Annotated in this window: 23 protein-coding genes; 12 read left to right on the top strand and 11 right to left on the bottom strand. The window is 61.4% G+C overall.

Translation table 11 applies throughout. The features are described 5' to 3' along the window. Window positions 1–11: 11 nt before the first annotated feature. Window positions 12–890: a 4-hydroxy-tetrahydrodipicolinate synthase gene (gene dapA / locus BM017_RS19125; RefSeq protein WP_092247226.1), complete on the bottom strand. Its 879-nt coding sequence runs from the start codon at window positions 888–890 to the stop codon at window positions 12–14. A 273-nt stretch (window positions 891–1,163) separates the two neighbouring features. Here dapA and BM017_RS19120 point away from each other — a divergent pair, with 273 nt between their 5' ends. Then, the gene (locus BM017_RS19120; protein ID WP_003172487.1) at window positions 1,164–1,724 is read left to right on the top strand and encodes a glycine cleavage system transcriptional repressor; all 561 of its coding nucleotides are present in this window, start codon (window positions 1,164–1,166) and stop codon (window positions 1,722–1,724) included. 10 nt (window positions 1,725–1,734) lie between these two features. After that, on the top strand, window positions 1,735–2,208 hold the full coding sequence (locus tag BM017_RS19115; RefSeq protein ID WP_071488941.1) for a peroxiredoxin: 474 nt from the start codon (window positions 1,735–1,737) through the stop codon (window positions 2,206–2,208). 40 nt (window positions 2,209–2,248) lie between these two features. On the opposite strand, the gene BM017_RS19110 is transcribed toward BM017_RS19115, so the two are convergent. Together BM017_RS19110 and BM017_RS19105 are read right to left on the bottom strand one after the other, a co-directional pair. Continuing rightward, entirely contained in the window at window positions 2,249–3,319 is a 1,071-nt protein-coding gene (locus BM017_RS19110) for an AI-2E family transporter (RefSeq protein WP_092247223.1), read from the bottom strand. A gap of 30 nt (window positions 3,320–3,349) precedes the next feature. Then, the gene (locus BM017_RS19105) at window positions 3,350–3,589 is read right to left on the bottom strand and encodes a sulfurtransferase TusA family protein (RefSeq protein WP_092247220.1); all 240 of its coding nucleotides are present in this window, start codon (window positions 3,587–3,589) and stop codon (window positions 3,350–3,352) included. 94 nt (window positions 3,590–3,683) lie between these two features. Here BM017_RS19105 and BM017_RS19100 point away from each other — a divergent pair, with 94 nt between their 5' ends. Continuing rightward, window positions 3,684–5,117, top strand: coding sequence for a M48 family metalloprotease (locus BM017_RS19100; protein WP_092247216.1), 1,434 nt, complete (start codon window positions 3,684–3,686; stop codon window positions 5,115–5,117). A gap of 65 nt (window positions 5,118–5,182) precedes the next feature. On the opposite strand, the gene BM017_RS19095 is transcribed toward BM017_RS19100, so the two are convergent. Further along, a complete protein-coding gene (locus BM017_RS19095) occupies window positions 5,183–6,619 on the bottom strand; it encodes a DegQ family serine endoprotease (protein ID WP_092247213.1) in 1,437 nt (478 codons plus the stop codon). A gap of 25 nt (window positions 6,620–6,644) precedes the next feature. Here BM017_RS19095 and BM017_RS28910 point away from each other — a divergent pair, with 25 nt between their 5' ends. Then, a complete protein-coding gene (locus BM017_RS28910; RefSeq protein WP_102592614.1) occupies window positions 6,645–6,824 on the top strand; it encodes a hypothetical protein in 180 nt (59 codons plus the stop codon). Between the two features lie 29 nt (window positions 6,825–6,853). On the opposite strand, the gene BM017_RS19090 is transcribed toward BM017_RS28910, so the two are convergent. From BM017_RS19090 to rpoE, 3 genes are read right to left on the bottom strand one after another with little or no spacing between them, the layout of a single operon-like run. After that, the gene (locus BM017_RS19090; protein WP_092247210.1) at window positions 6,854–7,816 is read right to left on the bottom strand and encodes a MucB/RseB C-terminal domain-containing protein; all 963 of its coding nucleotides are present in this window, start codon (window positions 7,814–7,816) and stop codon (window positions 6,854–6,856) included. A 15-nt stretch (window positions 7,817–7,831) separates the two neighbouring features. Continuing rightward, window positions 7,832–8,419 carry a sigma-E factor negative regulatory protein gene (locus BM017_RS19085; RefSeq protein ID WP_071488935.1) on the bottom strand — a complete coding sequence of 196 codons (588 nt, stop codon included), beginning with the start codon at window positions 8,417–8,419 and terminating at the stop codon, window positions 7,832–7,834. 32 nt (window positions 8,420–8,451) lie between these two features. Beyond that, the gene (gene rpoE / locus BM017_RS19080; RefSeq protein ID WP_003172477.1) at window positions 8,452–9,033 is read right to left on the bottom strand and encodes an RNA polymerase sigma factor RpoE/AlgU; all 582 of its coding nucleotides are present in this window, start codon (window positions 9,031–9,033) and stop codon (window positions 8,452–8,454) included. 463 nt (window positions 9,034–9,496) lie between these two features. Here rpoE and nadB point away from each other — a divergent pair, with 463 nt between their 5' ends. After that, complete coding sequence (gene nadB / locus BM017_RS19075; protein ID WP_092247207.1) at window positions 9,497–11,113, top strand: L-aspartate oxidase; 1,617 nt, start codon at window positions 9,497–9,499, stop codon at window positions 11,111–11,113. Here nadB and BM017_RS19070 read toward each other — a convergent pair. Further along, complete coding sequence (locus BM017_RS19070; protein ID WP_071488933.1) at window positions 11,082–11,528, bottom strand: protein YgfX; 447 nt, start codon at window positions 11,526–11,528, stop codon at window positions 11,082–11,084. The genes nadB and BM017_RS19070 overlap by 32 nt on opposite strands. Then, window positions 11,512–11,766 (bottom strand): FAD assembly factor SdhE, encoded by a 255-nt coding sequence (locus BM017_RS19065; protein WP_071488932.1) that lies wholly within the window; start codon window positions 11,764–11,766, stop codon window positions 11,512–11,514. The genes BM017_RS19070 and BM017_RS19065 overlap by 17 nt, the downstream gene beginning before the upstream one ends. A 142-nt stretch (window positions 11,767–11,908) precedes the next feature. Here BM017_RS19065 and BM017_RS19060 point away from each other — a divergent pair, with 142 nt between their 5' ends. Further along, window positions 11,909–12,850, top strand: a complete 942-nt coding sequence (locus BM017_RS19060) for a CAF17-like 4Fe-4S cluster assembly/insertion protein YgfZ (RefSeq protein ID WP_092247204.1) — start codon at window positions 11,909–11,911, stop codon at window positions 12,848–12,850. 37 nt (window positions 12,851–12,887) lie between these two features. Further along, window positions 12,888–13,709: an HDOD domain-containing protein gene (locus BM017_RS19055; protein ID WP_092247201.1), complete on the top strand. Its 822-nt coding sequence runs from the start codon at window positions 12,888–12,890 to the stop codon at window positions 13,707–13,709. Here BM017_RS19055 and BM017_RS19050 read toward each other — a convergent pair whose 3' ends face one another. Together BM017_RS19050 and BM017_RS19045 are read right to left on the bottom strand one after the other, a co-directional pair. Further along, window positions 13,710–15,095 carry a sensor histidine kinase gene (locus tag BM017_RS19050; RefSeq protein WP_071488929.1) on the bottom strand — a complete coding sequence of 462 codons (1,386 nt, stop codon included), beginning with the start codon at window positions 15,093–15,095 and terminating at the stop codon, window positions 13,710–13,712. Further along, the gene (locus BM017_RS19045) at window positions 15,088–15,759 is read right to left on the bottom strand and encodes a response regulator (RefSeq protein ID WP_010212220.1); all 672 of its coding nucleotides are present in this window, start codon (window positions 15,757–15,759) and stop codon (window positions 15,088–15,090) included. The genes BM017_RS19050 and BM017_RS19045 overlap by 8 nt, the downstream gene beginning before the upstream one ends. 236 nt (window positions 15,760–15,995) lie before the next feature. Between BM017_RS19045 and BM017_RS19040 the strand changes: the two genes are divergently transcribed. Genes BM017_RS19040 through BM017_RS19020 form a run of 5 tightly spaced genes read left to right on the top strand, consistent with a single transcriptional unit; the run spans window position 15,996 to window position 21,372 of the window. Then, complete coding sequence (locus BM017_RS19040) at window positions 15,996–17,288, top strand: OprD family porin (RefSeq protein WP_092247198.1); 1,293 nt, start codon at window positions 15,996–15,998, stop codon at window positions 17,286–17,288. A gap of 39 nt (window positions 17,289–17,327) precedes the next feature. After that, window positions 17,328–18,317 carry a Bug family tripartite tricarboxylate transporter substrate binding protein gene (locus BM017_RS19035; protein WP_170856104.1) on the top strand — a complete coding sequence of 330 codons (990 nt, stop codon included), beginning with the start codon at window positions 17,328–17,330 and terminating at the stop codon, window positions 18,315–18,317. Between the two features lie 59 nt (window positions 18,318–18,376). Next, window positions 18,377–18,835: a tripartite tricarboxylate transporter TctB family protein gene (locus tag BM017_RS19030; RefSeq protein WP_071488927.1), complete on the top strand. Its 459-nt coding sequence runs from the start codon at window positions 18,377–18,379 to the stop codon at window positions 18,833–18,835. A gap of 1 nt (window position 18,836) precedes the next feature. Further along, window positions 18,837–20,351 carry a tripartite tricarboxylate transporter permease gene (locus BM017_RS19025; protein WP_092247192.1) on the top strand — a complete coding sequence of 505 codons (1,515 nt, stop codon included), beginning with the start codon at window positions 18,837–18,839 and terminating at the stop codon, window positions 20,349–20,351. Then, a complete protein-coding gene (locus BM017_RS19020; protein WP_092247189.1) occupies window positions 20,344–21,372 on the top strand; it encodes an AbrB family transcriptional regulator in 1,029 nt (342 codons plus the stop codon). The genes BM017_RS19025 and BM017_RS19020 overlap by 8 nt, the downstream gene beginning before the upstream one ends. The last annotated feature ends 99 nt before the right edge of the window (window positions 21,373–21,471 follow it).

Below are 21,471 nucleotides of genomic sequence, written 5' to 3'. Positions count from 1 at the left end.
TGCTTCCTCAATTAAACCAGGACGCCGGACTGGCGCAGGGCCTGTCGCAGCGGTTCGTGACAGGCTTCGCTGAGACGGGTGAGCGGCAGACGTATACCGCCCGGCATCATGCCCATTTCAGTCAGTGCCCATTTCACGGGAATAGGGTTGGATTCGATAAACAGTGTCTTGTTGAGCGGCATCAGCTTCTCGTGGATCGCGCGGGCGGTCACGGCGTCGCCTGCGATGGCGGCGGCACACATTTCGCTCATGGCGCGGGGGGCCACGTTGGCGGTCACGGAGATGTTGCCCTTGCCGCCCAGCAGGATCAGCTCGACAGCGGTGGCGTCGTCACCGGAATACACCAGGAAATCGCTGCTCACGCCGGCCAGGATGTCCTTGGCGCGCTGCAGGTCACCGGTGGCTTCCTTGATACCGATGATGTTCGGCACGGTCGACAGGCGGATCACGGTCTCGGCCTTCATGTCGCACGCGGTGCGACCCGGTACGTTATAGAGGATCTGCGGGATATCGACCGCTTCGGCAATGGCGCGGAAATGCTGGTACAGGCCTTCCTGGGTCGGCTTGTTGTAGTACGGGGTCACCAGCAGGCAGGCGTCGGCGCCGGCCTTCTTGGCGTTTTTGGTCAGCTCGATGGCTTCACGCGTCGAGTTGGCGCCCGTACCGGCGATCACGGCAATACGGCCGGCAACACGCTTGACCACGAATTCGATGACCTGGATATGTTCTTCCACGTCGAGGGTAGCCGATTCACCGGTGGTGCCGACCGCCACGATGGCATTGGTGCCTTCTTGCAGGTGGAAGTCCACCAGTTTGCCCAGGCTGTCCCAGTCGAGATGACCTTGTGCATCCATGGGTGTGACCAGTGCCACCATACTGCCCGCAATCATGCAACCGCTCCTGCCGGAAAAAGAGAGCCGTAATGGTACTGGCGCCAAGATGCTTGCACAAGCGAAGTACCGCCTGAGGATGCGTTCTGCCGCAACTAAACGACGGGCAATGCCATCATTGGACGAAAGCATGCCCTGAAGCACGCTGAAATCGGACTGATCACGCAATGAAAACGCCACCTCCTATCCCTTGGCGACGGTTTTCGCTACCCTTCATCCTTTGATCGATACAGCCCACACGGTATCGACCGCTCATCGTTTTAGGAAGGCTGCATGTCCACCCCCACAGTTCGCGAACAATTCCTTGTTATCAGTGCCCTCGGCGCCAACCCCATGGAGCTGACCAACGTCCTGTGCCGCGCCAGCCATGAAAACCGCTGCGCCGTCGTGACCTCCCGCCTGACCCGCCACGGCGAGTGCAGCGCGCTGGTCCTGCAGATCTCCGGCACCTGGGATGCCCTGGCGCGCCTGGAGACCGGCCTGCCAGGCCTGGCCAAGAAGCATGACTTCACCGTCAACGTGGTGCGCAGCGCAGCCCTGGAGAATCGTCCCCAGGCCCTGCCGTATGTGGCTTACGTCAGCTCCGCCTACCGCTCGGACATCGTCAATGAGCTGTGCCAGTTCTTCATCGACCACAACGTCGAGCTGGAGAACCTGACCTGCGACACCTACCAGGCCCCGCAAACCGGCGGCACCATGCTGAACGCCACGTTTACCGTGACCCTGCCGGCCGGCGTGCAGATCAGCTGGTTGCGCGACCAGTTCCTGGATTTCGCCGATGCCTTGAACCTCGACGCCTTGATCGAGCCATGGCGCCCACAGAACCCAATGTAAGGAAGTTTTCATGGCGGTAGTCATCGACAAACCCGTAGCCGATTTCGAAGCCCAGGCCACCAGCGGCCAGACCTTCAGCCTCGCCGCCCTCAAGGGCAGGCAAGTGGTGATCTACTTCTACCCGAAGGACAGCACGCCGGGCTGCACCACCGAAGGCCAGGGCTTTCGTGATCAGTACGCAGCGTTCAAGGCGGCCAATACCGAGGTGTTTGGCGTGTCGCGTGACAGCGTGAAGTCCCACGAGAACTTCAAGGGCAAACAGGAGTTTCCCTTCGAGCTGATCAGTGACAAGGATGAAGCGGTTTGCCAGCTGTTTGATGTGATCAAGTTGAAGAAGCTGTACGGCAAGGAATACCTCGGCGTGGATCGCAGCACCTTCCTGATCGACAAGGATGGCGTGCTGCGCCAGGAATGGCGTGGTGTGAAGGTGCCGGGCCATGTGGATGCCGTGCTGGCGGCGGCGCAGGCCTTGAACAAAGCCTGAGACGCAGCAGACTTTTGTATGAGCGGGCTTGTCCCGCTCACTACAGAAGCGGCGCCACGACAGGCTCCTGCCGCGGCCACGCGTCCAGCACCGCCTTGAACAGCGTTGCCAGCGGGATCGCAAAAAACACGCCCCAGAATCCCCATAACCCACCGAACAACAGCACCGCGCAGATGATCGCCACCGGGTGCAGGTTGACTGCCTCTGAGAACAACAGCGGCACCAGCACATTGCCATCCAGGGTCTGGATAATCCCGTAAACCGCCATCAGGTAGATGAACTGGTCGCTCCAGCCCCACTGGAACAAGGCGATCAAGGTCACGGGCACCGTCACCACCACGGCGCCGACGTAGGGCACCACCACCGAAATCCCCACCAGCAAGGCCAACAAGGCTGCGTAGTTCAGGTCCAGGGCGATGAAGGCGATGTAGGTCACGCCCCCGCAGATAATGATCTCGATGACCTTGCCGCGAATGTAGTTGGCGATCTGCCGGTTCATTTCCTCCGCCACCCGGGTGATCAGCGCGCGCTCGCGCGGCAGGTAGCCTCGCACCCAGCGACCGATCATGGCGCGGTCCTTGAGGAAGAAGAACACCAGGATCGGCACCAGCACCAGGTAGATCATGATGTTGACCAGCAGCGGCAGGCTGGACAGAGAAAAGGTCAGCGCCCATTGCCCGAACTTTCCGATCTCGCCGCGCGCCACTTCGATGGCTTGCAGCACCTGTTCGTCCGACACCAAATGCGGGTAGCGCTCCGGCAACAACAGCAACAGCGACTGCCACTTGGCGAGCATGCCGGGCAGTTCATTGAACAGGGTGATCAACTGATGCCATAGCAACGGCAATACCACCACGATAAACAGCACCAACAAGCTCATGAACAAGGCGAACACCAGCCCTACCGCCGCCCCACCCGGCAGGTGCAGGCGCTCTAGCGTAGTGACCAGGCCCTGCATCAGGTAAGCCAGCACCATCCCCGCCAATACCGGCGCCAGCATGCCGCCCAAGGTGAGTACGGCCGTAAAGGCCAGAAACAGCAGGACTGCCAGCACCACCGCCTCCTCATCGGAGAAGTAGCGCTGGATCCAGTCTCGTAACACTTTGAACATCAATCAACCTCGGGTGATAGGGCAAACGATTCAGGCCTTGCGCAACCAGTAACGGTACACACCGGCGGCGTCTTCTTCATGCAGCAGCGTGTGGCCGGCCAGCTTGGCAAACGTACGGAAATCACGCTGGGAGCCGGCGTCCGTAGCGATCACCTTGAGCACTGCGCCACTGCTCAGACGGTTGAGTTCCAGCTTGGCCTTGAGCAAAGGCAGCGGGCAATTGAGGCCGCTGGCATCGAGTTCGGCATCAAAGGCTACAGCGTTGGTCATGGTTTACTCCGGGCAAGCGTTGAGAGTGCTTAGAATATCTGGTCCGAAGCTCAGTGTCCGGCTACAGTAAGCTCTTTGTCGAAAGGCTCTGTGCATGACTTTTTTGCGCCCCACCCTGCTGACGCTGGCTTGCCTGCTGGCCTCCCCAGGCTTCGCCGACGACCTGCCGTCACTTGGCGACGCCAGTTCTGCCATTGTCTCGCCGCAACAGGAATACCAACTGGGCCGCGCGTGGCTGGCCTACCTGCGGGGCCAGGTCTCGCAACTCAACGACCCGCAGCTCAAGGACTACGTCGAAACCAGCGTGTACAAGCTGGTGGAGACCAGCCAGGTCAATGACCGGCGGCTGGAATTCATCCTGATCAACAGCCCGCAACTGAACGCTTTTGCCGCACCGGGTGGCATCGTCGGGGTCAACGGCGGCCTGTTCCTCAACGCCCAGACCGAAGGGGAATATGCCTCGGTACTGGCTCACGAACTGGCGCATTTGTCCCAACGCCACTTCGCCCGTGGCGTTGAAGCGCAACAGCGCATGCAGATTCCGATGATGGCCGCCCTGCTCGGCGGCATCATTGCTGCTGCGGCGGGTGCAGGCGATGCAGGCATTGCCGCGATTGCCGGCACCCAGGCCGCGGCGATCCAGGAACAACGTCGGTTCTCTCGCCAGAACGAACAAGAGGCAGACCGTATCGGCATCCTCAACCTGGAAAAAGCCGGATATGACCCGCGCTCCATGCCGACCATGTTCGAACGCCTGATGCGCCAATACCGCTTCGACGCCAAACCGCCGGAGTTCCTGTTGACGCACCCGGTCACCGAATCGCGGATCGCCGACACCCGCAACCGCGCCGAGCAATCCAAGCCTGGCGGCAAGGAAGACAGCCTGCGTTATCAGCTCATCCGCGCGCGGGTGCAATTGCAATACGAAGACACCCCTGGCCTCGCCGCCAAGCGCTTCCAGGCGCAGCTGGACGAAAACCCGAAGAACGATGTGGCGCGCTACGGCTTGGCTATCGCCCAGATCAAAGGCTCTCAATTCAAGCAGGCTCGGGAAAACCTCTCGCCGCTACTGGCCAAGGCGCCCAACGACATCACCTACAACCTGGCGCAGATCCAGCTGGACATCGACAACAGCCGCCTGCCGGATGCCCAGCAACGCACGGATCGGATGCTCACCCAGTACCCAGGCAACTATCCGTTGAATCAGGTGCGCGTGGACCTGCTGCTCAAGCAGAACCGCACGGCGGATGCAGAAAAGGCACTGGACGGTTTGCTCAAGTCTCGCCCGGATGACCCGGACGTGTGGTACCAGGTCGCTGAGACACGCGGTTTGTCGGGCAACATCATCGGTTTGCATCAGGCCCGCGCCGAGTACTTTGCGCTGGTCGGTGATTTCCAGCAGGCCATCCAGCAATTGGATTTTGCCAAGCGTCGCGCCGGCAGCAACTTCCCGCTGTCGTCGCGCATCGATGCACGCCAGCGTGAGTTGATCGAACAGGAACGCCTGGTCAAAGGGATGATGAGCTAAACCGATCAGGCACAAAAAAGCCCCGCCCTCGTTAAACGAAGGCGGGGCTTTTTGTTATTACCGACTTACTCAGCCAGTTTGAAGGTAATGAAGCTGGCGCGGCCCTGACGCAACACACGCATCGACACCGAGCGGTTCTTTGGCAACGCCTTGGCGATGTCGGTGAACTGCTTGGTGGTCTCGATCGCCTGGTTGTTCAGGTGGGTGATGACGTCACCCGGCTGTAGGCCGATCAGAGACGCCGGGCCATCCTGCACTTCCTTGATCACGACGCCGCTCTTGAGGTCAAAGCTCTTTTTCTGCTCAGCGGTCAGCTCGGCCACGGCGATGCCCAGGCGGTTGCTGCTGCGCTCGGCGCCCGGCTTGGTATTGCCCAGGGCATCCAGGGTGGCGCCTTCTTCAGGGATTGCGCCCACGGTCAGCTCAACAGTCTGGCGCTTGCCTTCGCGGATCACTTCCAGCTTGGCTTTGCTACCCGCCTTGAGCGCACCTACGAGATGCGGCAGGTCGGCCGACATGACGATTGGCTGGCCGTTCATGCTCAGGATCACATCGCCAACTTGCAGGCCGCCTTTGGCAGCCGGGCCGTCGTCCTGGATCTGTGCAACCAGTGCGCCGGCCGGCTTGTCGAGGCCGAAGGACTCAGCCAGGTCTTTATTCACTTCCTGGATCACTACGCCCAACCAGCCGCGGCTGACCTTGCCACCGCTTTTCAGTTGGTTGGAAACGTCCATGGCCACGTCGATCGGAATCGCGAACGACACCCCCATGAAGCCACCGGAACGGGTGTAGATCTGCGAGTTGATGCCGACCACTTCGCCCGCCAGGTTGAACAGCGGACCACCGGAGTTACCCGGGTTGATCGGCACGTCGGTCTGGATGAACGGTACGTAGTTTTCGTTCGGCAGGCTGCGGCCGATGGCGCTGACGATGCCTTGGGTCACGGTATGGTCAAAACCAAACGGCGAGCCGATGGCGACCACCCACTGGCCGGCTTTCAGGTCCTGGGATTTGCCCAGCTTGAGCACAGGCAGGTCCTTGCCGTCGATCTTCAGCAAGGCCACGTCGGAACGTGGGTCGGTACCGACGAGCTTGGCTTTCAGCTCACTGCGATCGGCCAGGCGCACGAGAATCTCGTCAGCGTCGGCAATCACGTGGTTGTTGGTAAGGATGTAGCCGTCCGACGAAATGATGAAACCCGAGCCCAGGGACTGGGCCTCGCGCTGACCACCGCCACCACGGGGTGCGCGCTGTTGCGGCATGCCGCGCTCGAAGAACTCGCGCAGCATCGGCGGCAGGCCTTCCAGGTCCGGCATCTGCTGGTTGGAGACTTTGCGATCCGGCAGTTTCTGCGTGGTACTGATGTTCACCACGGCAGGTGAGGCTTGCTCGACCAATTGGGTGAAGTCAGGCAGCTCGACTGCTTGCGCAGGCAGGGCCTGACCCAGCACCAACACCGTGGCGACTATGGATAGGTAAGACTTCAAACGTGGTATCGACATACAGCTCCCGTTACGACGAGCAGGGTTGAGCGACAGGGTTCAAGAAACGCCGGAAACCGCGACCGACATCTTTGTTCCGCGAATAAAACAAGGCCAGAGCCGACAAGCCCTGACCTATAAAAAACATGGGGGATTTTTGCAAGTGAAAATGCTGATCCAGACATTTCATGCTCTCGGCAGCCAACCTGGCATGGGAATACAGTGAAACGTCAGGATGAACATAGGATTAACGACTCACGGTTGGGCAGCTGGCTTTTTTTCACCGCGCACCGACAGGGCGATACGCTCTGCGGTGCCGATGGGTATTTCACCCACCACCGTTACCATCATCTCACCGTCTACCGTATTCAGCCGACGCGATACCGCGACTGTAGGGCCCAACTGAGTGCGGGTCTCCGTCATGCTTGCATCGCTGATCGGCTCCAGGAATACCGAGAACCGCGCCAGCCCGTCTTCATACATCAGGCTGTCGACGGTCGCCTTGGTTTGGGTATCTTTGCGGGCACTGGTGTTGGTCAATTGAAAACCCGGTGGCAACCATTCCATATGCCAAGTCTCGGTGGATTGCACCTCGGGCGCTTTGCTATTAACGACGGCGATAGGTGTGCAGTCGTTGCTGGGTTGCAGTTCCCGGTCATCAGGCACGACGGAAGTATTCAACCGCGTGAACTGGAAGCGCTCCAGCAATTGCCCTTGATCATTGAGCAACAGGGACTTGAGCGGCAGCGCGGTTTCCCGATCCAGGTGCAGTTCAAAGCCATAACGGTACTGGTCACGCGGCGTGATCGATACGATGACCGCATTTCGACCGGCCACGCGGGACTTGCCAATGACGGCCAGTTCGTAGAATTGATTGAGTTTTTGCGGATCAAGCGCACGTGATGGTGCATCACGCGAATTGCCAAGGCCTGCGACAAGAGTGCCGCTGACGCATTGCGTCCGGCCATTCAACCGCACGACTTCCTGGGCAGAACCATCGAGCTGCAAGAGCCGCTCACGGACCTGACCGTCCTGGACACGATGCCAGATGTCATGGGTAGAAAAACTGCCGTTGCGTTCGTAGACGAACGTACCTTGAAAGCTTTGCTGTTGCTCTGCACGCCCAAGTCGAGTCAGCCAGTCTTGGGCTTCATCGGCGTGGGCGGGGAGTGCAAACCAACCACTGAGCAAAAGCGTAAGGAGCGGTATGGCTCGCATAGAGCTCCTTACGGATTAGCGGTTTTCCAGGCTTGCTGCACGAGCATAAGGCAGAGCGCTTTCAGTGCCCTTCAGAGCCGATTCCTGTGCGTGTTGGCGCAGGTAGCCTGGAAGACGCTGGTCTTGCCAACCGGATTGCCCTTGCAGTACACCGTTGGCCATCGGGCCGGTGGTGTCAGCGCTTTCCTTGTAGCCGGCCAACACCGCTGGGCCTTTGACCTGCGGACCCGCCATTACCGGCTGCTGGGTCTGCTGAGCCAGTTCGGCACCGGCGATCTCGTCCTGGTTGTACAGGCGAACACCCGCCAGCACGGCGACAGTCACCGAGGCAGCAACCGCCAGGCGACCCAGGCTACGCCATGGACCACGAGCAGCCTTTGCCGGAACGGCTTCATCAGCCAGTGCAGCAGAAACGGCCGCAGCAATATCCAGACGAGGGATTAGAAGATCCTTGTGCATCACCGCCCGAGCGACTTGGTAACGAGACCAGGTATCACGGGTTTCGGCGTCATCAAATGCGTTGAGCACTCGACGAAGTTCCAGTTCATCCGCTTCGTTATCCATCACTGCGGACAGCGATTCCTGCAGGGCATCACGACTCATGGCGGTTCCTCTCTTGGCTGTCGCCGCTGTCTTTAGTTCTCTTGCAACAACGGTTGCAAGGCTTTATCGATGGCTTCCCGGGCCCGGAAAATCCGCGACCTTACAGTCCCCACCGGACACTGCATGACGCTCGCAATGTCTTCGTAACTCAGACCATCGAATTCACGTAAAGTTAACGCCGTACGCAAATCTTCTGGCAGTTGCTGAATTGTGCGATGAACGGTGCCTTCGATCTCGTCGCGCAGCAATGCACGCTCCGGCGACTCGAGATCCTTGAGGCCGTGATCACCATCGTAAAATTCCGCATCTTCTGAACTTACATCGCTATCCGGTGGGCGGCGTCCGCGAGACACCAGATAGTTCTTCGCCGTGTTGATGGCGATTCGGTATAGCCACGTGTAAAACGCACTATCACCGCGAAAGTTACCAAGTGCACGGTACGCCTTGATAAAGGCTTCCTGTGCAACGTCCTGCGCTTCATGGGTGTCGTGCACAAACCGCACGATCAACCCGAGAATTTTGTGCTGGTATTTCAGCACTAGCAGATCAAAAGCTCGCTTGTCGCCGCGTTGAACGCGCTCGACCAGCTGCTGATCCTCTTCCTGGGTTAGCATGAACACTCCTCGTAGTACTTGAAGGAGGCTTGCATAACTAAACGATCAGGCTTGCAAACATAGACTCGGTCTTTTCGCAAAAGTTCTCCCCCTTCAAGCAAGTTTCCGGCACGCACTGATTTGGCACACACGAAAAACGCAGCACGGGCAACGCCGACTGCGCGAATAATCTTGTCGTCGGTTTTCTGACGCGTCCAATGCTCCCGACGGGCCAATAAACTCAACGTTTTCCCAGCTTTCGGGCAACCTGCTATTGAGTCGGGGGCCATGCAAAAAGTTCCCGCCTCAATAACCAGCTGATTTTACCCGAGCCGTGCACCGTAATCTCACATTGCCACGAATGCCCGGCTATTGTGCCGCTCCACCCCTCTATATACTAGTAGCCCGTGTGACCCTTTGATTCGCCGATCCAGGCGTCCTGTTTGCGCCACCTCTTCGGATCGCTTTTTGCGGAATCCTTCAAATGAGCCAACAGTTTCAACACGATGTCCTGGTGATCGGCAGCGGCGCGGCCGGCTTGAGCCTTGCGCTGACCCTTCCCAGCCACCTGCGCATTGCGGTTCTGAGCAAAGGCGACCTGGCCAACGGCTCTACGTTCTGGGCCCAGGGCGGTGTCGCCGCGGTGCTGGACGACACCGACACCGTGCAATCCCACGTCGAAGACACCCTCAACGCTGGCGGCGGCCTGTGCAATGAAGAAGCGGTGCGTTTCACCGTCGAGCACAGCCGCGAGGCCATCCAATGGCTGATAGACCAGGGCGTCCCCTTTACCCGCGATGAACACGCAGGCAGCGACGACGGTGGTTTCGAGTTCCACCTGACCCGCGAGGGCGGCCACAGTCACCGCCGCATCATCCATGCCGCCGATGCCACCGGCGCGGCTATTTTCAGGACACTCCTCGACCAGGCCCGCCAACGCCCCAACATCGAATTGCTGGAGCAACGCGTCGCCGTCGACCTGATCACCGAAAAACGCCTGGGCCTGGACGGCGAGCGCTGCCTCGGCGCCTACGTGCTCAATCGCGGCAGCGGCGAGGTGGACACCTACGGCGCACGCTTCACCATCCTCGCCTCCGGTGGCGCGGCCAAAGTCTACCTCTATACCAGCAACCCCGATGGCGCCTGCGGTGATGGCATCGCCATGGCCTGGCGCTCCGGCTGCCGGGTGGCCAACCTGGAATTCAACCAGTTCCACCCCACCTGCCTGTATCACCCACAGGCCAAGAGTTTCCTGATCACCGAAGCGCTGCGTGGCGAAGGCGCTCACCTGAAACTGCCCAATGGCGAGCGTTTCATGCAGCGTTTCGACCCCCGTGCCGAGCTGGCCCCGCGCGATATCGTCGCCCGCGCGATCGACCATGAAATGAAGCGCCTGGGCATCGACTGCGTGTATCTCGACATCAGCCACAAGCCCGAAGCCTTCATCAAGATCCACTTCCCCACCGTCTACGAGCGCTGCCTGGCCTTCAATATCGACATCACCAAAGGCCCAATCCCCGTAGTACCGGCCGCGCACTACACTTGCGGCGGCGTGATGGTCGACCAGCACGGACGTACCGACGTACCCGGCCTTTATGCGATTGGCGAAACCAGCTTCACCGGCCTGCACGGTGCCAACCGCATGGCCAGCAACTCGCTGCTCGAATGCTTCGTCTATGCGCGCTCTGCAGCGGCGGACATCCTTGAACAACTGCCGCGCATTCCGGTGCCCGCCGCCCTGCCCCGCTGGGACGCCAGCCAGGTGACCGACTCGGACGAAGATGTGATCATCGCGCACAACTGGGACGAGCTGCGCCGTTTCATGTGGGACTACGTGGGGATCGTGCGCACCAACAAGCGCCTGCAACGGGCGCAGCACCGGGTGCGGCTGCTGCTGGACGAGATCGATGAGTTCTACAGCAACTACAAAGTCAGCCGCGACCTGATCGAGCTGCGCAACCTGGCCCAGGTCGCCGAACTGATGATCCGCTCGGCCATGGAACGCAAGGAGAGCCGGGGCCTGCATTACACCCTCGACTACCCGCAGATGCTGCCCGAGGCCCGCGACACTATCCTGGTGCCAACCACCTACGGCGGCTGAACTTCAGGCGCACACGCAGGCGCCGATGCACATCGGCGGCCTGCGCGTCCCTGGGCACACAGGCTGAACGTACCCGCCATTCGCCCTGCACCCGATAACGCAGCACCACGATCAACGGCAACGCCAGGCTGTCGGGACGCAATTGCACGGCGTGCCAGCCCCGTGCGGCGCTCCATAGCTGCCAACCATCTTCATCGCGTCGCAGGCCACGAATCGACGAACGGTGAGTCAGCAAGATAGAACGCGGCAAAACCCAGGCGGCGTGCGCCAGGCACACCAGCATGCCCAGGCTCGAAAAAGGAAGTTGCATAAACATCAAGGCGCCCAGCGCAAACAGCTGGGCAAGCAGGTACGCCGCCAGCAACAGCCGCGAGGCCTGCCAGCGGCATTCAAAGCTATTACTTGGGCTGGACACGATCCAGGATCATGCGGACCATGCGCTGCAGCTCCGGGTCTTGCGACTCGGCGCGCTCCATGAACCAGCCGAACATGTCCTGGTCTTCGCACGTCAGCAGCCGCACATAGAGGTCGCGATCCACTTGATTGAGCGTCGCGTAGACCTCTTTGGTGAAAGGTACCAGCAACACATCCAACTCCAGCATGCCGCGACGGCTGTGCCAGTAGAGGCGATTGATTTCTACATCTTCGACCATGGAGCGCTCCTCAAATAGGCGGCAAGTATACAGACCCGACGGCACCGGAACAGTCGGCTTTGGTCGCCCCATACGGAAACTATCCATTTGCCGGGCGCCCCTCTATGATGCACCCATGACTTTTTTTGACCTGCGATGACCCATGGCCGACTCTGCTTTCTTCTGCCCCCTGTCCCACGAAGGCGTTCTCGCCGTCCGCGGTTCCGACGCTGCCAAATTCCTTCAGGGCCAACTGACCTGCAACCTCAATTACCTGAGCGACACCCAGGCCAGCCTCGGCGCGCGCTGCACGCAAAAAGGGCGCATGCAGTCGAGCTTCCGCATCCTGCTGCAAGGTGACGGCGTGTTGCTGGCCATGGCCAGCGAGCTGCTGGAGCCGCAACTGGCGGACCTGAAAAAATACGCCGTGTTTTCCAAGTCCAAACTCACCGATGAAAGCGCCGCCTGGGTGCGCTTCGGCCTGATGAATGCCGACCCGGCCCTGACGGGTCTTGGCCTTGAGCTGCCTGCCGAGACCGACAGCGTCGTGCGCAACGATACGTTGATCGCCATCCGCGTCTCCCCTGGCCGCGCTGAACTTTGGGTACCTGCCGAGCAAGGCGACGCCGTACGCAGTCAATTGGCTGCAACCCTTGAACAAACCGATCTGAATGAATGGCTGCTGGGACAGATCCGCGCCGGCATCGGCCAGGTCATGCCCCAGACCCGCGAACTGTTCATTCCACAGATGCTCAACCTGCAGGCCGTGGGCGGCGTCAGCTTCAAGAAAGGCTGCTACACCGGCCAGGAAATCGTCGCGCGCATGCAGTACCTGGGCAAACTCAAACGTCGCCTGTACCGCCTGAGTCTCGATACGTCTGAAATGCCCGCGCCAGGCACTCCGTTGTTTTCTCCCAGCCATAACAGCTCGATCGGCGAAGTGGTAATCGCCGCAAAAGCTGACCAGACCGTTGAACTTCTGGCCGTATTGCAAGCCGAAGCTGCCGATAGTGAAGATGTGCACCTGGGCGCGCTGGAGGGTCCCCGCTTGCAACTGCTCGACCTGCCTTACACGCTCGACCGCGATCGAGAGATCCAGCGCTGATCGCCGTACCTTTGTTGCAACACCCTAGAGAGCATGAATGAACAAGCTGGCGGAAAAAGTCCAACAGGCTTTGGTGAGGGCCATCGATAACGATGACCTGGTTCTGCCGACATTGCCGGAAGTGGCCCTGAATATTCGTCAGGCCGCCGAAGACCCGGAGATCAGCATCAGCCACTTGAGCAAAGTAATCGGTCGCGACACCGCACTGTCGGCACGCCTGATCAAAGTGGTCAACAGCCCGTTGCTGCGCGCGACCCAGGAAGTCACCGACCTGCACACCGCCATCACCCGGCTGGGTACCAACTACAGCAGCAACCTGGCGATCGGCCTGGTCATGGAGCAGATCTTCCACGCGCGCTCCGACGTGGTCGAACAAAAGATGCGTGATGTGTGGCGCCGCAGCCTGGAGGTCGCGGGTGTGAGTTATGCCCTGTGTCGCAGCCATTCCCAACTCAAGCCGGACCAGGCGGCCCTTGGCGGCCTGGTGCACCAGATCGGTGTGCTGCCGATCCTGACGTACGCCGAAGACCACTATGAGCTGCTCGCCGACCCGGTCAGCCTCAACCACGTCATCGAGAGCATCCACCCGCTGCTGGGCGACAAACTGCTGGGCGGCTGGGACTTTCCGGAAATGCTGGCGAAACTGCCGGGCCAATACCTGGACCTGGAGCGCGATTCAGCCCGCCTCGACTACATCGACCTGGTACAGGTCGCCGTGCTGTATTGCCATCGCGGCACCGATCATCCATTGGCAAACGTTGCGGTCTCCACCTTGCCGGCGATCAAGAAACTACGGGTCGACCCTTACAGCGACGCCTTGCGCGCCGAGCTGGATGAAGCGCGCTCGATGTTCTATTGATCAACCCGCGATAAAACTCACGCGCACCTTCAAGCCGGCGTGCTCGCCATCGTGCAGGCTGATCTGGGCCAGGTGCGCCCGGCAGATTTCGCCGACGATCGCCAGCCCCAGGCCTGAGCCCATGCCCTGCTGGCTGCGCCGGTAGAAACGCTCGAACACCCGGTCCCGTTCATCCAGCGGGATGCCCGGCCCGTCATCTTCCACTTCCAGCACCGCCGGCGCCGTCACCCGCAGGATCACATTGCCGCCCGGTGGCGTGTGGGCCAGGGCGTTGTCCACCAGGTTGCTCAACAACTCGTTCAACAGGGTAGGCTCGCCGCGCAGCCACACCGGCTCGTCGGCTTCCAGCGCCAATGCCACACCGCGTGCATGGGCCAGCGGTGCCATGGCCATGCCCAACTCACGGGCCAGTTGGCTGAGGTCGAGCAACTGCGCGCCGCCTTCGGCAATGGCACGCGCCCCATTTTCGATGCGCGCCAGGGACAACAGTTGATTGGCCAGGTGGGTCAGACGGTCAGTGCCCTGGGCGGCGGCTTCGAGGGTACTGCGCCAGGTGGCGGGGTCCTCGGCGCGCAAGCCCAGCTCCAGCCGGGCCTTGAGGGCTGCCAGTGGCGTGCGCAGTTCATGGGCCGCATCGGCAATGAACTGCGCCTGGCGTTCGAACTGGCCGCGCAGGCGTTCGGTGAAATGGTTGAGGGAACGCACCAATGGGCCGAACTCATGCTGCACTTCCACCAGGGGCAACGGCCGCAGGTCGTCAGGCTGACGCTCCTCCACTGCCGTACGCAGGCGCTCGAGCGGCCGCAACGCCGCACTCACGGCAAACCACACCAGCAACAGTGCGCCGACGGCGAGCATGCCCAGGCGCAGCAGGGTATCGGCCATGAGGCTGCGGGCCATGCTCACGCGCGCTTCATCGGTCTCGGCAACGCGGATTTCGGCCATGCCGTTCATGTTCGGTTCGGAAACGGCCTTGAGCAGGCTCACCACGCGTACCTGCTGGCCCTGGTAGATGGCGTCGTAGAAGCGCGCCAATGCCGGATAGTCATCGGTGCGTGGCGTACCCGGCGGTGGACCGGGAAGGTTTTCGTAGCCGGAGATCAGCTTCTGGTCGATGTCGTTGACCTGGTAGTAAATGCGCCCGGCACTGTCATAGGCAAAGGTGTCCAGGGCCACGTAGGGCACGTTGGCGCTCAGGGTGCCATCCACCTGGGTCAAGCCGGCGGCGATGGTACGCGCAGAGGCCAGCAGCGTGCGGTCGTAGGCGGTATCGGCGGCCTCGCGACCGTTCCAGTAGGCGCTCATGCCACTGGCCAGCATCAACAGCACCAGCAACAGCGCCAGGTTCCACAGCAAGCGCCAGCGCAGGCTGCTGGGCTTATGCATCGCGGGCTTCCAACAGGTAACCGAGGCCACGGAAGGTCACGATGGCGATGGGCTGGCCATCGAGTTTCTTGCGCAGGCGATGCACATAGATTTCGATGGCATCGGGGCTGGCCTCCTCGTCCAGGCCGAACACCTGGGAAGCCAGTTGTTCCTTGCTCATCACCCGGCCCGGGCGGGCAATCAGCGCTTCGAGTACGGCTTGCTCGCGGGAGGTGAGTGTCATCAGTTCACCCCCTACGGTAAAGCGCCGGGTGTCGAGGTCGTACACCAGCACGCCGCAGGCCTGCTGACGCTCTCCGCCCAGCACGCTACGCCGCAGCAGCGCCTTGACCCGCGCTTCCAACTCCGTGAGTTCGAACGGTTTGGCGAGGTAGTCGTCCGCCCCAAGATTGAGGCCGTGCACGCGGTCTTTCACATCACTGCGTGCCGTCAGCATCAGCACCGGCAAATTTTTCCCACGGGCACGCAGACGTGCGAGCACCTCGAAACCATCCATGCGCGGCAGCCCCACATCGAGGATCGCCGCCGCGTACTCCTCGCTGCTCAGGGCCAGGTCCGCCGCCACGCCATCGTGCAGCACGTCAACGGTCAGACCCGTGCTCTTGAGCGCTTGCGCAACACTTTCGGCGAGTTGCAGATGGTCTTCAACCAGCAAGACACGCATGGATTGCTACCTCATTCAGGGGTGGTCGGTGCCACGCTTTGGCGGGCAGTTTACAGGCGCCGACCGGCCTGTGAAGCCCGAAAACATTGAAAGCCGACTGAAAGGTTAGTGAAAGCTTCGCCCTTTAGCATCCAGCCTCGGTGGTCTATGCCCGCCAAGCTGCCTTATCCGCAGCGCCCGAAAAACGCCTCGAAGCGTTTTCGCCAAAAATAAGAACAATAACGGAGTACACAACGATGCTGTCGACACAGCCCCAGGCCTCCTCGCCTGTTCGTTTTTCTCGCCTGACCCAGACCGCCCTCGCCAGTGCTGCTACCCTTGCCGGCTTTTCGCCGCTTAGCCAGGCTGCCTTCTTCGAAGACAGTAGCGCGACCCTGGAAACCCGCAACATGTACTTCAACCGCGACTTTCGCGATGGCACCAGCGCGCAGCAATCCAAGCGCGACGAGTGGGCCCAGGGCTTCATGCTCAACCTGCAATCGGGCTACACCGACGGCACCGTAGGCTTCGGCGTGGATGCGCTGGGCATGCTCGGGGTCAAGCTCGACTCCAGCCCCGACCGCACCGGCACCGGCCTGCTGCCCACCCATGACGATGGCCGCGCCGCCGACGAATATTCCAAGCTGGGCCTGACCGGCAAAGTGAAGATCTCGGCCACCGAGCTGAAGATCGGTTCGCTGATCCCCGAGCTGCCGATCCTCAAGCCCAACGACGGGCGCATCCTGCCGCAAACCTTCAACGGCGGCCTGATCACCTCCAGGGAGTTCAAGAACCTGGTGTTCACCGGCGGGCGCCTGGACAAAGCCAAGGACCGTGACGACACCAATTACGAGGACATTGCCCTCAACAACAAGAACAGCCGCTTCGTCAGCGGCGCCACCGGCAAGCATTTCAATTTTGGCGGGGCCGACTACAAGTTCGCCGACAAGATCACCGGCAGCTACCACTTCGCCCAACTCGACGATGTGTACCGCCAGCACTTCCTCGGCCTGGTGGCTGCGCGCCCGATGGGTCCCGGTACGTTCGGCACCGACCTGCGTTTGGCCATCAGCGATGACACTGGCGCCGCCCGTGGCGGCAAGATCGACAACACCTCCCTCAACGGCCTGTTCAGCTATGCCCTCAACGGCCACAAGCTCAGCGCCGGCTACCAGCACATGTCCGGTGACAGCGCCTTCCCCTATGTGGATGGCAGCGACCCGTACCTGATCAACTTCGTGCAGATCAACGACTTTGCCGGCGCCCAAGAGCGTTCCTGGCAGGCGCGCTACGACTACGACTTCGCCAAGCTGGGCATTCCCGGCCTGAGCTTCATGAGCCGTTACCTCTCAGGTGACAACATCAAGCTCAAGAACGGCGAGACCGGCAAGGAGTGGGAGCGCAACACCGAGATCAAGTATGTGGTGCAAGCCGGCACGTTCAAGGACGTGGCCGTGCGCCTGCGCAACGCCACGTACCGCTCCAACTACTCGGCCCGTGATGCGGACGAAGTGCGTCTGCTGGTCAGCTACAGCGTTGCACTTTGGTAAGTAGTGCCTGGTAAGCCATTCATAACAACAACGACGGAGATAACCATGACCCTTTCACTGCGTAAACTGGCCCTCGCCGCCGGCTGCATGCTGTTCGCCGGCCAACTGCTGGCCGCTGACGAACCCAAGCGCCCAGAGTGCATCGCCCCGGCCTCGCCGGGTGGTGGTTTTGACCTGACCTGCAAACTGGCGCAAAGCGCGCTGGTCAACGAGAAGCTGCTGAGCAAGCCGATGCGCGTGACCTACATGCCCGGTGGGGTGGGCGCGGTGGCCTACAACGCCGTGGTCGCCCAGCGTCCTGCGGATGCCGGCACGCTGGTGGCCTGGTCCAGCGGTTCGCTGTTGAACCTGGCCCAGGGCAAGTTCGGCCGCTTCGATGAAAGCGCCGTGCGCTGGCTCGCGGCGGTCGGCACCAGCTACGGGGCTATCGCGGTGAAAGCCGATTCGCCCTACAAAACCCTCGACGACCTCGTCAAAGCCTTGAAGAAAGATCCGGGCAGCGTGGTGATCGGTTCCGGTGGCACCGTCGGCAGCCAGGACTGGATGCAAACCGCGCTGATCGCCAAGGCTGCCGGAATCAACCCGCGCGAACTGCGTTATGTCGCCCTTGAAGGCGGCGGTGAAATTGCCACCGCCCTGCTCGGCGGCCATATCCAGGTGGGCAGTACCGACATTTCCGACTCCATGCCGCACATCCTGAGCGGCGACATGCGCCTGCTGGCGGTGTTCTCCGAACAGCGCCTGGACGAGCCGGAAATGAAGAACATTCCGACCGCCAAAGAGCAAGGCTACGACATCGTCTGGCCAGTGGTGCGTGGCTTCTACCTCGGGCCAAAAGTCAGCGATGCCGACTACGCCTGGTGGAAAGAGGCGTTCGACAAACTGCTGGCCTCCGAGGAGTTCGCCAAGCTGCGTGACCAACGCGAGCTGTTCCCGTTCGCCATGACCGGGCCGGAACTGGACACCTACGTGAAGAAACAGGTGGCTGACTACAAAGTGCTGGCCAAAGAGTTCGGCCTGATCCAGTAATCGCCCCTCTTTTGTGCGGCCACGCCCTTTAGCCAAGCGGCGTGGCCCAGGAGTTCCACATGCTCTTACAACGCATTTTCGCCGCCGCGCTGCTGCTGGCCTGCGCCGGCCTCGCGCTGATGGCCTGGCCGTACCAGGCGTCGTTTTCCTACGAGCCGGTGGGGCCGCGCGCCTACCCGCTGCTGATGCTCGGGCTGATGAGCCTGGCACTGATCTACATGCTGTTTCGTCCACAGCCGACCAAACACACCGAAGAAGAACCCGCGCTGGACCGCGAAACCCTGATCAAGATCGGCGTGTGCGTCGCGCTGTTGATCGTGTTCGCCGGCACCTTCGAACCCCTGGGCTTCATCCTCAGCAGCATGCTGATCGGCATTCCCATGGCGCGCTTGTACGGTGGTCGCTGGTTGCCCAGCGTGGTGATCGTCACGTTGATGGCCATCGGCTTGTACCTGCTGTTCGACAAAGCCATGGATGTACCGCTGCCCCTCGGCCTGCTCGACGTACTGGAGAACTGACATGGATACTTTCGGCTACCTGGGCCAGGGCTTCGGCGTTGCACTGTCCCCTTACAACCTGGTGACCGCGTTGTGCGGCACCCTGATCGGCACCGTGGTCGGCCTGTTGCCTGGCCTGGGCCCGATCAACGGCGTGGCGCTGTTGATCCCCATCGCCTTCGCCCTGGGCCTGCCGCCTGAATCGGCGCTGATCCTGCTGGCAGCCGTGTACCTGGGCTGCGAATACGGTGGGCGCATCAGCTCGATCCTGCTGAACATCCCGGGCGAAGCGTCCACCGTGATGACCACTCTCGACGGCTACCCCATGGCCCGCAAAGGCCTCGCCGGTGTGGCGCTGTCGCTGTCGGCCTGGAGTTCGTTCATCGGCGCGTTTATCGCCACCTGTGGCATGGTGCTGTTTGCGCCGTTGCTGGCCAAATGGGCGATTGCCTTCGGCCCGGCGGAATATTTCGTACTGATGGTGTTCGCAATTGTCTGTCTCGGCGGCATGGCTGGCGACAAACCGCTGAAGACTTTTGTGGCAGCACTGATCGGCCTGTTCCTGTCGGCGGTCGGCATCGACGCCAACAGCGGTGTGTATCGCTTCACCGGCGACAACATCCACCTCACCGACGGCATCCAGTTCGTCGTGCTGGTACTGGGCCTGTTCTCCATCAGCGAGATCCTGTTGCTGCTGGAGAAAACCCACCGTGGGCAGGAGGCAGTCAAAGCCACCGGGCGCATGATGTTCAACCTGAAAGAAGCGGGCGCGGTCTTCGTGGTGAATATCCGCTGCGGCCTGCTCGGCTTCATCATGGGCGTATTGCCGGGTGCCGGCGCTACCTTGGCCTCGGCCGTTGCCTACATGACCGAAAAACGCCTGGCCGGTGCCAGCGGTAAATTCGGCCAGGGCGACATGCGCGGCCTCGCCGCTCCGGAAACCGCGATTGGCGCGTCCGCCTGCGGTGCCCTGGTGCCGATGCTGACCCTCGGCGTTCCCGGCTCGGGCACGACGGCGGTGATGATCGGCGCGCTGTCGCTGTACAACATCACTCCGGGTCCGCTGCTGTTCCAACAGCAACCGGATATCGTCTGGGGCCTGATCGCCTCGTTGTTCATCGCCAACATCATGCTGGTGATCCTCAACATCCCGATGATCCGCATCTTCACGCGCATCCTCGCCGTGCCGAACTGGGCGCTGGTACCGGTGATCGCAATCATCACCGCCATCGGGGTATACGCGGTGCACGCCACCACCTTCGACCTGTTCCTGATGGTCGGTATCGGCATCTTCGGCTACATCCTGCGCAAGCTCGACTTCCCGCTATCGCCGGTGCTGCTGGGCTTTATCCTTGGCGGCCTGATGGAGCAGAACCTGCGCCGTGCGCTGTCGATCTCCAACGGTGACTTGCAGATCCTGTGGTCGAGCCCGATCACCTTTGGTGTGTGGGTACTGACCGCGCTGATGCTGGCTTTCCCGTTGCTGCGCATCTACCGCAAACGTGCCCTGCAGCGTCGTGCCGTGGCCGATGTCTGAGGTCACCTTCAGACATTGGTGGGGGACACCGCTGGTCGGCCTGGCCGGCGGTTACCTGGCCAGCCTGGTTGGCTGGCCTTTGCCGTACATGGTCGGTTCGCTGCTGGCGATCATCCTGGTGCGCTGCCTCACGCCGTGGCAGCTGGCGGAGATCCCCGGCGGGCGCAAATGCGGCCAATGGGTGGTGGGCATCGGCATCGGCCTGCACTTCACCCCGGTGGTGATCGAACAGGTGATGAGCCACTTCGGGCTGATCTTCTTCGGCGCGCTGGTCACCAGCCTGTCGAGCGTGGTGGGTGTGTGGCTGATGCGCCGCAGCGGTGAAGACCGCGCCACGGCGTTCTTCTCGAGCATGCCGGGCGGTTCCGGTGAGATGGTCAACCTCGGCGCGCGTAATGGTGCGGTGCTCAGCCGTGTTGCGGCGGGGCAGAGTCTGCGGGTGCTGATGGTGGTGTTGTGTGTGCCGGCGATTTTCAAGTACTTGCTGGAAGGCGGTACACCGCAGTTTCATCCGGCGCCGGTGAGCTGGCCGTGGCTGCTGGCGCTGTTTCCGCTGGGCGCCTTGGTCGCCTGGGGTTGGCAGCGCTTGCGCCAGCCCAACCCTTGGTTGTTCGGGCCGTTGCTGGTGAGTGCCACAGCCAGCGTGGTCTGGGACCTGCATATCGGCCTGCCCGATGGCGGCAGCCAGATTGGCCAGTGGTTGATCGGTAGTGGCCTGGGTTGCCACTTCAACCGGCAGTTCTTTCGTCGGGCGCCGTCGTTCATGGGGCGCACCTTGATTGGCACGGCGTTGACCATGGCGCTGGCGACGTTGGCGGCGGTGGGGCTGAGTGCAGTGACTCACTTGGATTTACGCTCGCTGACCCTGGGCATGATGCCCGGTGGCATTGCCGAGATGAGTCTCACGGCCGAGACCCTGCAACTGTCGGTACCGTTGGTGACGGCGATGCAGGTGATGCGGTTGTTGTTTGTGTTGTTTCTGGCAGAACCGTTGTTTCGACATTGGAACCGTCAACCCTGACCGAGGCGAGCGTGGCTGACAACGCGCGACGGCCGCTGGTCTGAACTGTCAAATCTCACAGTTGTTGCGCTCCCCTCCTACGTGCTCTAACTCATCTCG

Origin of the sequence: Pseudomonas sp. NFPP04, assembly GCF_900113815.1 — a bacterium.
Classification (GTDB): domain Bacteria; phylum Pseudomonadota; class Gammaproteobacteria; order Pseudomonadales; family Pseudomonadaceae; genus Aquipseudomonas; species Aquipseudomonas extremorientalis.
The sequence above is the reverse complement of the archived record's forward strand: the minus strand, read 5'-3'. Positions and strand labels throughout refer to the sequence as shown.